Raw genomic sequence first — 13,012 nt, forward strand, 5'->3', positions numbered from 1 at the left:
GTGGCGATCAGTCGTTGGTATGGGGATGGCTGTGTCCGGGAACGGTGTCATCGTGTTCATGTCCGGCATCCAGGCCGCTGGCGTGGATATGCAGATGGGAATGGGTATGCACATGGGGGTGGCTGTGTATCACCCCCTCGCTCAGGGTGCCGTCCTTGATCACCACCGCACGGGTGGCCAACCGTTCCACCAGTCTGCGGTCGTGGGAGACAAACAGCATCGCCTGGGGCAGCGACTCCAGGTGTTCCAGCAGGCGCTGTTCGGCCTTCTCATCCAGCCCGTTGGTCGGTTCATCCATCAACAGCACCTGGGGTTGCATGGCCAGCACAGTGGCCAGCGCAACCATCCGTTTTTCCCCGCCGGAGAGTTTGTAGGTGATGCGGTCGGCATAGTGGGCGAGACCCAGGGAGTCCAGCACCTGTCTTCCTATCACCTCCGCTTCGGTCCCGGTTTTGCCCAGGTTACGTGGCCCGAAAACCACATCCTCCAGCACAGTCGGGCAGAACAGCTGGTCATCCGCATCCTGGAACAGCAGCCCGGCCCGGGCCCGGACTTCCCGGAAATCCGCCTCGCTGTGACGCTCCCGGCCGAAGGCGTGGATCGTTCCCTGGGTGGGTTTGTGCAACCCCACCATCAGTTGCAGCAGGGTGGTCTTGCCGGCACCGTTCCCCCCCAGCAGGGCGACCCGCTCACCGGCGTGCAGGTGGAAATCAATCCCGGACAGTACCGGGTGTCCCGGGTAGCCAAAGGCGATGTCCTGCAACCGGATCAGGGCTTCATTCATAGGATCTGCTCCAGCAGCAGTAGTGTACCGGCGACTCCCAGTACCAGCAGCAGCGCCAGGGAGTCGTGGCGACCCCAGAGCGTCTGTCTGGCCAGGTAGAAGCGGCCATTGAAACCGCGGCATTTCATGGCCGCCAGGATGCGTTCGGAACGTTTCAGGCTGCGTAGCAGCAACATTCCCACCAGCCAGCCGAAGGTCTGCCAGGTGTGTCGGTTGCTGCCGGCCACAAAGGCGCGCGCCCGCATGGCTAGCCGCAGGCGCCGGTACTCTTCAAACAGGACGCCGATATAGCGCACGGTAAACAGGAACAGGTGGATCAGCTTGTCCGGTAAGCGCAACTGGCCCAGAGCGTGGCCCAGCACCACCGGTTCCAGGGTGCCCACCAGGGCCATCAGCAGGATCACGATGGTATTGGCCTTGAGTACGATCCCCAGTGCCCGCTGCAGCCCCTCCACACTGGCGCTGAACGGTCCCAGGCTGATCAGGCTCTCTCCGGGGATGGAGAAGGGCAGCATCACCAGCAGCAGGATCATGAATCCCTCCATAGCCAGCAGCCGTTTACCCAGTGAGGCACCCCCCAGCCCGATCCACCAGGCCGCAGCCAGGCTCAGTAGCAGGCTGGGCAGTAACAGGGAGATCCGTTCCAGGGAGACCAGGGTCAGGGCCATCAGCAGGGCGCTGATCACCCGCAGGCGGGGATCGAAACGGGCCAGCCGGTTGTGGCGGGATGCCTCGTCAATCAGAGCCAGCTGCATCATCGGTCGGGGGCTCCCCGCCTGGCGCGCCACCAGAGAGCCACCCCGGCCAGACCAAAGATGAAACCGATGCCGCCCAGGATGTCGCTCAGCCGGGCCCGATCATCACTGCGCTGCAACTGTTCACGCAGGGGGCCGATCTGCCGGGCCACGGCCTGCTCGATCAATCTGGCCAATTGTGTATCGGGCGGAGTGACGGAACCAGACTGTGGCGCGGGGCTGTGATCGGTCGCTGCCGGTGGTGTGACTGAGCTGACCGGTGCGGGGGCAAACTCGCTGGAATGGATCTGCCACTCGGCCTGATGCCCCTCGCCGGTGTTGACCCGCAGCCGGTATTCCCCGGCGCTGGTCACCGGGTAGCTGAAGGTCCCCCGGGGGTCGGTCCTCAGTTCCGCCACTGTTTGGTTATCGGCATCGCTGATGGTGACCAGAGCGTCCGCCACGCCGGCACCACCGGCGAAGTAGGCGCTGCCGTGGATACGATCGCCCTCAACATAGGCAAACAGTTTCAGCAGGTGGGCCTCGGCCACGCCGTTACAGAGCAGCAGGAACGGGATAATCAGGCACAGACGCGACATCGGGTTACTCCCGTACAGTGATCAGTTCCGGCGCCACCCGGAGTATGAAACCGAGGGCGAAGCCGGTGACGGCGGCCTCGCCAATGATCAGTGGTGCATAGGTGGCCAGCACCAGTCTGGCCGCCGGTAAAAATTCGCTGCTGCTCAGGCCGAGACTGAAGCTTACCATCAGAGCGGTCAGCAGCACCCCCAGGGCGCCACCGAGACCACCCCAGAACAGCGTGGCCCTGCCGCTGGAACGGCGCAGTACCGGGCCGATCAGTGCCGCGCAAAGCAGCGCCGGCAGGGCGATATTCAGGGTGTTGACCCCCAGCACCAGCAGCCCCCCGTAGCCGAAAAAGACCGCCTGCATGATCAGGGCGACAAAAATGGCGGGTACTGCCGCCCAACCCAGGATCAATCCCATCAGCCCGTTCAGAATCAGGTGAACACTGCTGGGCCCGACCGGTATGGAGACCAGGGAGGCGACAAAGAAGGCGGCCGAGAGTACCGCCGCCTGGGGTATCCGGTCGTAGTCGAGTCGCCGGATCGCCACCGCCAACAGGCCGGCGGTGGCAACGGCGCCGGTGATCAGTATGGGGCTGGAGAGCACCCCGTCAGGGATATGGGCGATTGTGGTGGCTCCTTGGCTATGGCATGTCCCGGGTAAATACCCAGATCAGTGCCCCCTGTTCCACCGGAACCGCTTCACCGGCGGGATTGTTCATCTTCTCCGGCCCTTCCAGCAGCGCGGCGAATCCCCACCAGCCGGCCCGGGGCATGACATAGCTGAAGGTGCCGTTGGCATCCGCCTTGATCACCTGGGTGACATACGCGTCTGCCGGCGGCGTCACGCTGCCGTCATTCAGCCACTCAACCTCCACCTCTGCAAAGGGCACCGGCTGACCATTTTGCTGCACTACGCCCCGGAACTGGTTGCCGGTCCAGAGCCCGAAAGGACGGGTCAGAGGCTCGATCTCCACCGGAAATCCCACCGACCTGTCCCAGCCGGTTTCCGCGGCGAAGGCATCCACCACCACTTTGGTGTAGTGCTCGATCATCACCCCCTCGGCCGGCTCCCAGTAAGGGGCGGGTTGCAGGTAGAACAGGTAATCGCCGGGCCGGTTAAAGCGGAAATCGGCCCGGTAGGCAGTGGCACCGGCTACCTGATAGGGGGTGAGTGCGTCACGCAGATCCTGGTGGCCATCGGGTCCCAACACCCCGAACTGTACCGGTTCCCCCATCGCCATGGCCGGGCCCCGGGACATGGGATGGGTGAAACGCATATCCAGTTGTATGCTCCGCGGCGTTGCCTCATGGATCAGATCATGGGACGGGATCAGGGTCTGGAAGTGGGCGGCGGCAAACGACGGGAAGAGGACGACAATGGCCGGAATCAGGCAGGGGGCAAACCGTTTAAACATGGGCGAACTCCAGAGGTGAAAGCGGTCGGGGGTTCCTACCGCGTACCGGGGGAAGATTAAGAAATATTACAAAAAAATAATTTGTAATACAAACGTCGACGCCCGGCCGGTGTCGGGTTGGTTTGCCGCTTCAGGTCTGGGGGTGGGTGTGACTGTGTTTCTGGGCACCGCTGCCGTGGTGGTGGTGCTCCTGATGTACCTCCACCGGGATCAGGTTGAGCCTGCCGTGTCGTACTCCGGGCTGGGTGATGACGGCGTTGGCGAACGCCTCCACCTGGCGGGTGGGGCCGTTCACCACCACGGTCTCCAGGCAGTTCTCATGATCCAGGTGGACGTGCAGAGTGGAGACCGAAACATCGTGATGGTGGTGGTGGGCATGGGTCAGGCGCCGGGCCAGCTCCCGCTCCTCGTGGTTGAACACGTAGCTGAGGGTACCGACGCAGTGGCTGGAGTCGGTCTGTTCCATGCGATCCGCCTCCAGGGTATCGCGGATCATATCCCGGATCGCCTCCGAGCGGTTCCTGTAGTTACGCCGTTTCAGATACTCCTCGAACTGGCTGATCAGTTCATCATCCAGGGAGATGGTGATACGTTCCATGGGGCTTCCTCGTAATCGACTGCCGGTTAGGCCCGAATCATCTCAGGAGAAGCGGGACAGGGCAAACGGCCGGCGGGGGTGGCAGGCTGTTCCGGGTGGCTGTTACCAAAGCTCTTTCAGGAGTCCCACCACGCTGATCAACAGCAGGGCCGAACCGAGCAACCGGAAGAACAGGGGCGATTCCCGGTCCAGCATCCGGCGGTGCAGTCGCAACCCCAGCAGGTGACCGATGGTGGCGCAGGGCAGCAACCAGAGCTGATGAATCAGCTGCAGGTCGATACCCACGGCGATAAAGGCGGCCATCTTGATAGTGACCAGGATGAACCAGAGGACAAACAGGGTGTCGCGCAGCTGGTGTTTATCCACATGGTTGGCGAATACGGCGATGATCAGGGGGGCGCCGATCAGGGATGAGCCGCTGATATAACCCCCCAGCATCAGAAACAGGGCGTCTACGCTCTTGCTCTTGCTGCGGAAGGGACGGTTCAGGATATAGCCGACCGCATATACCGCCACGATAGAGAAGATGATGCCACTCATTATCGCTGGAGGCAGGGTGATCAGACCGAACACACCCAGCAGTTTCGGTATGATCATCACCGCCAGCGCATAGCGCAGGTAGGCCCAGTCGATATTCTGCCGCATGACCTCACCGCTGGCCTCGGCCGACCGGGAGCGGCGAGCATTCACCAGCACAGTGGAGGAGGAGAACACCAGCAGGTGGATGGCGATAATGGGCAGGAAAATCAGCGGCCGATTGTCGATCAGCAGCAGAAAGGGGAGAGACAGGGCGGCGCCACCGAAGCCGAGACCGGAGCGGACAAAACCGCTCCAGACAAAAATCAGGCCAATCAACAGGTATTGATAACTCTCCAGGTCACTCATTGGCGGAACAGTCCAGGGGTATGCCGGGGGCTCTGTACACTTTCTCTGTCTATCGGTTGCGGATCCGTAAGCTGGCCAATGATACGCTTTCGTGAGCGCTCGCGGCAGGTTGACAGCGGGTTGAGTTTCTGGATGGTCCGATCAATGGGCGGCTGGCTCCGCAGGCAGATCAAACAGCAGAATCTCTGCCTGCTCCAGGCCGGTCAGTGCCACCTCAGGCTCATCCGCCAGCACGATGGCATCACCACCGGTGAGCTGTTCGCCGTTGATCGACGCCGCACCCCTGGCGATATGCACATAGGCGATACGACCCGGCTCCAGAACATGGGTGATGGGGTGATCCCGATCCAGCAGGCTGCCGTAGATCAGGCCGTCCTGATGGGCGCTCAGAGAGCCGTCGCGGCCATCCGGGGAGACCAGCAAGCGGAGCCGGTTACGACGTTCCGGGAGGGGGAACTGCTTCTGGGCATAGCCGGGTTCCACCCCCTGCCGGTTGGGCAGCAGCCAGATCTGCAGCAGATGTACCGGTTGTTGATCGGAGTGGTTGAACTCACTGTGTTGTACTCCGCTGCCGGCGCTCATACGCTGGATCTCCCCGGGACGGATCAGGGAGCCGTTACCCAGGCTGTCCCTGTGTTCCAGCACACCATCCAGCAGGTAGGTGACGATCTCCATATCCCGGTGTGGATGGGTGGGAAACCCGCCGGCCGGTGCGATACGGTCATCATTGATCACCCGCAGGATGGAGATCCCCATCTGTTCCGGGTCATGGTAGTCGGCGAAAGAAAAGCTGTGGTAGCTGTCGAGCCAGTCATGCCGGCTATGGCCGCGCTCGGTTGCTGCTCTGATGCGTTTCATTGTGCTGGTCTCCTGCAGAATACCCCAGAGTGTAGTTTGGTCAGCTTCGGAGCACCAATAAGTGGCCCACTATAGCTGCCAGGACCAGGCGGGAGGAATCCCCGGGCTTTATGTGAACCGGATGATATGGGATAAATGTCCACAGGATCTGGGAGGAAGAGGCATGGGGTTGATCGAATATCTGAAGTCACTGTTCGTTGCTGCCGGCGCAGAGGAGCCGGAACCGGAGCTGGAGACCACCCTGGAGTACAAGGGGTTCGAGATCCGGGCGGAGCCTAAGGCCGAGGATGGACAGTTCCGTGTACAGGGCTGGATCAGTCGGGCGGGACAGATCCACCACTTTATCCGTGCCGACCTGCTGCCGAGCCACGAAACCTGCATTGCCGAGACCCTGCGCAAGGCGCGGGTGCTGGTCGATCAGCAGGGAGATGACCTGTTCAGATGATAGGATCGGATCAAGATATCGCTGTCCCGTGCCGGTGTGCCGACCATGCTGCGTAGGGTAGCGTCCACCATTCTTCGCGTGGGTCGCGGGCCGCTGCGCTTTTCACCCGAGTGGCTGCTGTTATCGCTGTTACTGACCGGCGGGATCCTCTACATGGTTCACTCCCAGTGGCTGTGGCGGCTTGACCAGCTGCTTTATGACGCCCAGCTCGATGCCTGGTCACGCCCGGCACCGGATGATCTGGTGATTGTCGCCATCGACAGCGCCAGTCTGGTGAAGTACGGGCGCTGGCCCTGGCCACGGGCCCTGCATGGCGAACTGATTGACCGTCTGAGTGACGCGGGCGCCAGCGCCATCTTTATGGATATCCTGTTTGTCGAACCGGATGACCGGGACCCGGAGGGGGATCTGCGCCTGGAACAGGCGGTGGCTGATAGTGGCCGGGTATTCCTGCCGGTGATTATCGAACGTCATGACGGCCGGCTGAGCGAGACCCTGCCGATGCCGGCGTTGCGGATGCAGGCCAGGGGGCTGGGCCACGTGGATATCGACCTGGACCCGGATGGTATCGCCCGCCGGGTGTATCTCCGTGAGGGGCTGGGATCACCCCGCTGGCCCAGTATCAGCGTGGCGGTGCTGCAGGCACTGCAACCGGACGCGGTAGACCCGCTGCCCGGCAGCCGCAATCCGTCCGGCACGCCGGCCGATCCGAACACGATTGTGCGGGACCACCATATCCTGCTGCCGTTTGCCGGCTCACCGGGCCATTTTCACCGGGTCTCCTACCAGGATGTTATGGCGGGCCAGTTCAGCGAGGATACTTTTGCCAACAAGATAGTGCTGGTGGGTGCCACCGCGCCCGGACTGGGTGATCTGTTACCCACCCCGGTATCCGGCTATAGCCGACCCATGTCGGGGGTGGAGGTCAACGCCAACCTGATCGATGCGCTGCGTCGTGGTATCACCATCCAGTCCCTGGCCCTGAATTGGCAGATCCAGTTGGATGGACTGTTTCTGCTGCTGGTGTTTCTCTCATTCCCCCTGCTGAAACCGAACGTGGTGCTGCCGGTGGTTACCGGCATGGCGTTTCTGACACTGGCCATCTGTGGCTTGCTGCTGCACCTGTTTCAACTCTGGTATCCGCCGACGGCGATTCTGATCGGTCTGCTGTTTGGATTCCCGCTCTGGAGCTGGCGCCGCATGGTGCGAACGGTACACTATTTCGAGCAGGAGCTGACCCGCCTGCGCGCTGAGCCCCGGGGCATTGGCTTCCACCCGTCCACCACCCACATCTCCCGGGGACTCGTTTTTCTGCGCATGCTGCTGCCCCTGCATGGCTGGATCCTGCTGGATGCCAACGGAACCGTGTTGCGCCGGGAAAAATGGACCGCACCGCCCACCGCACCCATGCTGGCGATTCCGCTGGAACCGTTGATCCAACAGCAGCGGGTCTGGATACGGATACCGCGTGGTGATACCTACTGGCAGCTGGGCGTGGTACTGGATGGGGAGCCGGTGTCGGACAGTCCCTCGCTGCAACTGCTCTCGGATTATGCGGGCCAGTATGCCATCACCCATCTGCGCGAACGCAGGAGCAATATAGAACGGGTGGAGCGCCAGGTGCGCCGGGTCCAGTCCGCTATCGCCGACCTGCGGGCGGTACGGCGTCTGCTATCGGATATTCTGCGCCAGATGGTGGATGGCCTGCTGGTGGTCAATCTGGGTGGCGAAGTGGTGATGAACAATGAGCAGGCGGTTCGGCTGCTCGGCATGTCCCAGGAGGCCGACCTCTCCAGCCTGGATATGCTCACCCTGTCCGAGCGGATCGAGATGAAAAATGGCGAGGGCCTGATTCCGGCGTTTCGCCAGGTGCTGGTGCAGGGGGAGAGCCACTCGTTGGAGGGGCGCTTGGTGGCGGGTAATGAGCTGCTGATACAGGTGTCGCCGCTGACCGCGGCAGGCGGCAGTTTCCACGGTGCGATCATCATTCTTTCCGATATTACCCGCTTGAAAGAGAGCGAGCGCAGACGCACCGAGACACTCAATTTCCTCTCCCACGATCTGCGCTCTCCCCTGGCCTCCATGATCTCCATGCTGGAGATACAGCGCTCGGCGGTTGGCCAGATGGATCGGGCCGAAATGGCCGAACGTATCGAGTGGTACGCCCATAAGGCGCTGAAACTTGCGGACGATTTTCTGCGCCTGGCGAGAGCGGAGAATGCGGATTATGCCGAGTTCCAGCCGGTTGACCTGGTGACAGTGGGACAGAATGCGGTCGATGCGGTCTATGCCGAGGCGCAGAAGAAGTCGATTCGACTGGTGCGTGACATGGAGATCGAAAGCGCCTGGATCAAGGCGGATGGCATGCTGCTGGAGCGTGCCCTGATCAATCTGCTGGAGAACGCCCTGCGCCACAGTCCGGTGGGAGGCGTGGTGGAGCTTCGGGTTGAGACCGGGGAGGGGGAGGTGCGTTGCCTGGTCAGGGATCAGGGGCCGGGGATCGCGGAGTCCGACCAGCAGCGGATATTTGCCCCGTTTCAACAGGTCAGGAGAGGAGAGGGTAATCAGCAGAAGGGGACCGGACTGGGGTTGGCCTTTGTCAAAGTGGTGGCGGTGAAACATCGGGGTCAGATCACTGTCCAAAGTGCGGTCGGCAGCGGTACCCAGTTCTGTCTTGCGCTGCCCTTTATCGATGACACTCCCGTGGAGCATGAAACAGGAGCCGGATTGGCATGATTGACAAGATTAAGCAGTTCTTTGAGACCCATCTGGTTCCCGATTTCGACAACATGGCGAAAGAGCCGCAACAGGCCCTGCAACTGGCGGTGACGGTGCTGTTACTGGAAGTGGCTGAGTCTGATTATCAGCAACTGCCGGAGGAGGAGGCTGCTCTGCTGAAAGTGGTGCGAGACTGTTTCGATCTGACCCAGGCACAGGCGGAGGAGTTACTGGATGTGGCCCGGTCCGAGCATGCCGACTCCACGGATTATTTTGAGTTTACCCGCCTGATCAATCAGCATTACACGCCCGAACAGAAGAACCAGTTGATTGAGTCCCTGTGGCAGGTCGCCTTTGCCGACCAGTCTCTGCACCATTACGAAGAGCATGTGATCCGGCGTCTGTCGGAGCTGCTCCATGTGCCCCATTCGGTCTTTATTGCAGCAAAGCTGCGGATCGCTAACCGCTCTGTCTGAGCGTCTGCACTTGACTCCCGAATGGCGGAACTTCATGCTACTCGATCCAGATGAACTGGAATGATTTTTAAATAGTTCCCGGTCTGGCCGGCAATACGGAATTCACCTTTAATGGTATGGTATTTTTCAGGAGATATAAGGGATGAAAAAGGGTCTGCTTCAATCTGCATTGATTATTAGCTTGCTGGGTGCGGCGACATCGGCCAGTCAGGCCGAAGTGCGTATCCAGGGAGCGATTGACTTCAGGGAGTCGATCATGACTACCTTCAAGTGGTACATGGGCCCGATGGGTTCGATGGTCAAGGGGAGGATGCCGTTCGATGCCGAACTGTTCAAGAGTCGTGCCGAAGGACTGGTCAAGGCGACCCGTCTCGATTTGGCGGAAGGTTACCCCAAAGGATCGGTGGGCGATAGCGAAGCGAAACCGGAGATCTGGGAAAACTGGGATGAGTTCGAAGCCAAAATCCAGAGTCTGAGGGACGAGGCTGCCAAGTTGCAGGAAGTGGCTGCAACGGGAGATGAAGCGGCAATTAAGGCCCAGTTTGGCGAAACCGGTAAAGTCTGTGGCAGTTGTCACAAACAGTTCCGCAGCAAGAAATAGTCGCAACAGCGCTACACGCCGTGCCGGACGGGTCCGGAGTGACCCGTCCGGCACTCCCCGTATCTTCCTGCCGCTGGCGGGATCCATTTTCCAGTCGGGACCATCCCTGTTGCTCCCATCCAGAGAGACTTTCCACCCGTGACACAGCAAGCCCCACTCTTTGCCTCTTACCGTCTGGGTAATCTCCAATTGACCAACCGCATTGTCATGGCGCCCCTGACCCGCAGCCGCGCCGGAGCCGGTTGCGTACCGACGCAGCTGATGGCGGAATACTATGCCCAGCGCGCCTCGGCCGGATTGATCATCGCCGAAGCGGCGCAGATCTCCCAGCAAGGGCAGGGTTACCAGAATACACCGGGTATCTACAACCAGGAACAGATTGACGGCTGGCGCCTGGTGACCGAAGCGGTGCATGCCGCCGGTGGGCATATTTTTCTGCAGCTCTGGCATGTGGGGCGGGTTTCCCACACCAGCCTGCAACCGGGGGGCGCGCAACCGGTTGCCCCGTCAGCGATCCGGGCTGATGCGCTGACCTTTGTTGACGGTGCCTTTATCCCGGCCAGCCAGCCCCGGGCACTGCGGATCGACGAGATCGCTGCCATTGTGGAGGAGTACCGGCAGGCCAGCGCCAACGCCCTGGCGGCCGGTTTTGACGGGGTGGAGATCCATGCCGCCAACGGTTATCTGATCGATCAGTTCCTGCGCGACGGCTCCAATCAGCGCACCGACCGTTATGGAGGTTCAATTGAAAACCGCAGCCGTTTCCTGATGGAGGTGATGGGGGCGGTGATCGCTGAAGCGGGTGCGCAACGGGTGGGTGTACGGCTGTCGCCGGTGAGTCCCGCCAATGGGGTCAGCAACCGGGATAATCTGGCCCTGTTTGAAACGGTGTTCGATCAGCTCAATCAACTGGCTCCGGTCTACCTGCATGTGATCGAAGGGGCCACCATGTCCTCCCGTGACCACGATCCCGATTTCGATTTCACCCGGCTGCGCCAGCGCTTTAGCGGTACCTATATCGCCAATAACGGTTATAACCTGGAGTTGGCCAAAGCTTTGACCGAGTCGGATCCGCAGGCGCTGGTGGCCTTCGGCCGGCCCTTCATCGCCAATCCGGACCTGGTACAGCGTCTGAAAATCAATGCGCCCTTGCAGCGTCTGGACAAGCAGACGCTCTATGGTGGTGGTGCGGCCGGTTATACCGATTATCCCCTGCTGGAAGCCGAGTCGGCCGATACCCCGGGCTAGTCTTCGGCAACCGACTCCAGCAAACCGGCGACTATCGCGGCGGCCTCCGGGTCTTCTGTCGCAATCTGTTTCTGTTCGGCCAGCATCTCCCGCAGGATCTCCGGTGTGGTGAGCGGGTTGGCCAGTACCACCCGGAATACGGTGATGGTGTCATTATCGTATTGCGGCCGGGACAGCCGGGTCCGGGAGACGAAGCTCTGGCCGGCTGCCCGTTGGACTTTCTGGATCTGCATGGTCAGGGCATCCAGTTCCCGGTTGACTGCAGCGAGTTCGCCGGCCGGCAGTTTGGGCAGTAGCGCCTGCAGCGGGGCTGGCACATAACGGTAGGTGAGCAGATTCAGTTCCGGTTCGGTGATCAGTTCGAAATCGGCATCGGCATCAATCATGGCAGCGAAGGTACGGGCTATCCCGATTCCCTTGTCAATCAGCAGTTCGTAACCCTTGCGGCCGATAATATTCAGGGCTGAGTGGACCAGCATGGCGGTACCCGGGCGCGAACCCTCCAGTGTATGGCTGCCCAGATCCTTGGAGCCCTTGCGCAGGATGTACTCCGCATGGTGTTCGATGCTGGAGAGGGAGGCCGGGTTCTTGAACAGCACCATGCCGGCGCCCATAGGCACGTAGAGCTGCTTGTGGGCATCGATGGTGACCGAGTCGGCCCGTTCGATCCCTTTCAGCAGCGGTTTGTAGGTCTCGGAGAACAGGGTCGGTCCGCCCCAGGCGGCATCAACGTGGAAGTGACAACCCTGCTGCTCGGCGATATCCGCCAACTTGTCCAGGGGATCCACATTACCGGTTTCGGTGGTGCCAGCAATGCCCACCAGGCTGATTATCCTGATGCCCTGTTCCTTCAGCCGGTCGCAGGTCGCTTGGAGTTCCCCGATATCGATCCGGTTATCGGCATCGGTGGGGATAGCGATAATGGAATCCCGGCCGATCCCCAGCAGGTCGGCTGCCTTACCGAAGGAGTAGTGCCCCCGTTGTGAAATCAGTACCACCGCCCCTTCGCACCCGTAGTGCCGGAAGGCCCGGTAGAGTCCCTCCTTGGCGATGCCCTGAAAACCGTCGTCGGCCGGGAACAGGTTGTTTCGGGCCACCCAGAGCGCGGTGATGTTGGCCAGGGTGCCACCGGAGCAGAAGGAGCCCAGGGCGCACTCCGGGTCGTGCATCCAGTGCTGGTAATAGGCATCATCTTTACCGTAGATCAGGGCATGGAGCATCCCCAGTACCTGCCGCTCCATGGGGGTGAAGGCCTTTGAGGTCTCGATCTTAACCAGATTCTGGTTCAGCGCGGTCATGATGCGTGACAGGGGCAGCATGAAATTGGGCAGGGCCGATGTCATGTGGCCGACAAATCCAGGTGCCGCGGTATGTACCGACTGGGCAACCAGCGTATCCAGCAGGAATTCGGTATAATCCGACACGAAGGTCGGCTGCTCTGGAATCCTGGGTGATGAGAAACCCTGCTCGATAATTGTCAGATCCTGCTCCGTGGCAACGATATGATTGCGCAGGAAACCGTTCAGGTTCTGGGAGATCTCCTGATCAATCCTGCCCAGGGTGGAGTCCGGGGATTCGGGGACGGTGAAAATTCGATACAGGTTACTCAGATTGGCGACCGCATGCTTCTGGTCGCTTGCTTTACCCGGAGTCATCATTGTTT

General features: G+C 61.0%; 14 protein-coding genes. 5 read left to right on the top strand and 9 right to left on the bottom strand.

What is annotated here, in order from left to right; genetic code table 11:
• Positions 1–7 precede the first annotated feature (7 nt).
• The 8 genes from AAY24_RS00890 to AAY24_RS00925 all read right to left on the bottom strand — a co-directional run bounded on the left by AAY24_RS00890 (position 8) and on the right by AAY24_RS00925 (position 5,861).
• Positions 8–784 carry an energy-coupling factor ABC transporter ATP-binding protein gene (locus tag AAY24_RS00890; RefSeq protein WP_046858075.1) on the bottom strand — a complete coding sequence of 259 codons (777 nt, stop codon included), beginning with the start codon at positions 782–784 and terminating at the stop codon, positions 8–10.
• Positions 781–1,542 carry a cobalt ECF transporter T component CbiQ gene (gene cbiQ / locus AAY24_RS00895; protein WP_046858076.1) on the bottom strand — a complete coding sequence of 254 codons (762 nt, stop codon included), beginning with the start codon at positions 1,540–1,542 and terminating at the stop codon, positions 781–783. Before cbiQ ends, AAY24_RS00890 begins: the two co-directional genes overlap by 4 nt.
• Positions 1,539–2,117 (bottom strand): carboxypeptidase-like regulatory domain-containing protein, encoded by a 579-nt coding sequence (locus AAY24_RS00900; protein ID WP_046858077.1) that lies wholly within the window; start codon positions 2,115–2,117, stop codon positions 1,539–1,541. Before AAY24_RS00900 ends, cbiQ begins: the two co-directional genes overlap by 4 nt.
• 4 nt (positions 2,118–2,121) lie before the next feature.
• Positions 2,122–2,709, bottom strand: a complete 588-nt coding sequence (gene cbiM, locus AAY24_RS00905) for a cobalt transporter CbiM (protein ID WP_335337200.1) — start codon at positions 2,707–2,709, stop codon at positions 2,122–2,124.
• A 37-nt stretch (positions 2,710–2,746) separates the two neighbouring features.
• The gene (locus tag AAY24_RS00910; RefSeq protein ID WP_046858079.1) at positions 2,747–3,520 is read right to left on the bottom strand and encodes a DUF4198 domain-containing protein; all 774 of its coding nucleotides are present in this window, start codon (positions 3,518–3,520) and stop codon (positions 2,747–2,749) included.
• Positions 3,521–3,650: 130 nt separating this feature from the next.
• A complete protein-coding gene (gene nikR / locus AAY24_RS00915) occupies positions 3,651–4,118 on the bottom strand; it encodes a nickel-responsive transcriptional regulator NikR (protein ID WP_046858080.1) in 468 nt (155 codons plus the stop codon).
• Between the two features lie 102 nt (positions 4,119–4,220).
• A complete protein-coding gene (locus AAY24_RS00920; RefSeq protein ID WP_046858081.1) occupies positions 4,221–5,003 on the bottom strand; it encodes a sulfite exporter TauE/SafE family protein in 783 nt (260 codons plus the stop codon).
• Between the two features lie 141 nt (positions 5,004–5,144).
• A complete protein-coding gene (locus AAY24_RS00925; RefSeq protein WP_046858082.1) occupies positions 5,145–5,861 on the bottom strand; it encodes a pirin family protein in 717 nt (238 codons plus the stop codon).
• A gap of 163 nt (positions 5,862–6,024) precedes the next feature.
• Between AAY24_RS00925 and AAY24_RS00930 the strand changes: the two genes are divergently transcribed.
• The 5 genes from AAY24_RS00930 (at position 6,025) to AAY24_RS00950 (ending at position 11,349) form a co-directional block, all read left to right on the top strand.
• Complete coding sequence (locus AAY24_RS00930; RefSeq protein WP_046858083.1) at positions 6,025–6,306, top strand: HlyU family transcriptional regulator; 282 nt, start codon at positions 6,025–6,027, stop codon at positions 6,304–6,306.
• 45 nt (positions 6,307–6,351) lie between these two features.
• Positions 6,352–9,042, top strand: a complete 2,691-nt coding sequence (locus AAY24_RS00935; protein WP_046858084.1) for a CHASE2 domain-containing protein — start codon at positions 6,352–6,354, stop codon at positions 9,040–9,042.
• Positions 9,039–9,500, top strand: coding sequence for a tellurite resistance TerB family protein (locus tag AAY24_RS00940; protein WP_046858085.1), 462 nt, complete (start codon positions 9,039–9,041; stop codon positions 9,498–9,500). Before AAY24_RS00935 ends, AAY24_RS00940 begins: the two co-directional genes overlap by 4 nt.
• Before the next feature lie 142 nt (positions 9,501–9,642).
• Positions 9,643–10,101 (top strand): c-type cytochrome, encoded by a 459-nt coding sequence (locus AAY24_RS00945; RefSeq protein ID WP_052760976.1) that lies wholly within the window; start codon positions 9,643–9,645, stop codon positions 10,099–10,101.
• Positions 10,102–10,239: 138 nt separating this feature from the next.
• Entirely contained in the window at positions 10,240–11,349 is a 1,110-nt protein-coding gene (locus AAY24_RS00950) for an alkene reductase (RefSeq protein WP_046858086.1), read from the top strand.
• Here AAY24_RS00950 and panP read toward each other — a convergent pair.
• Positions 11,346–13,007: a pyridoxal-dependent aspartate 1-decarboxylase PanP gene (gene panP / locus AAY24_RS00955; RefSeq protein ID WP_234422221.1), complete on the bottom strand. Its 1,662-nt coding sequence runs from the start codon at positions 13,005–13,007 to the stop codon at positions 11,346–11,348. The two genes, AAY24_RS00950 and panP, sit on opposite strands and share 4 nt — an antisense overlap.
• Between the last annotated feature and the right edge of the window lie 5 nt (positions 13,008–13,012).

It is taken from the genome of Sedimenticola thiotaurini, assembly GCF_001007875.1.
Taxonomy (GTDB): Bacteria; Pseudomonadota; Gammaproteobacteria; order Chromatiales; family Chromatiaceae; genus Sedimenticola; species Sedimenticola thiotaurini.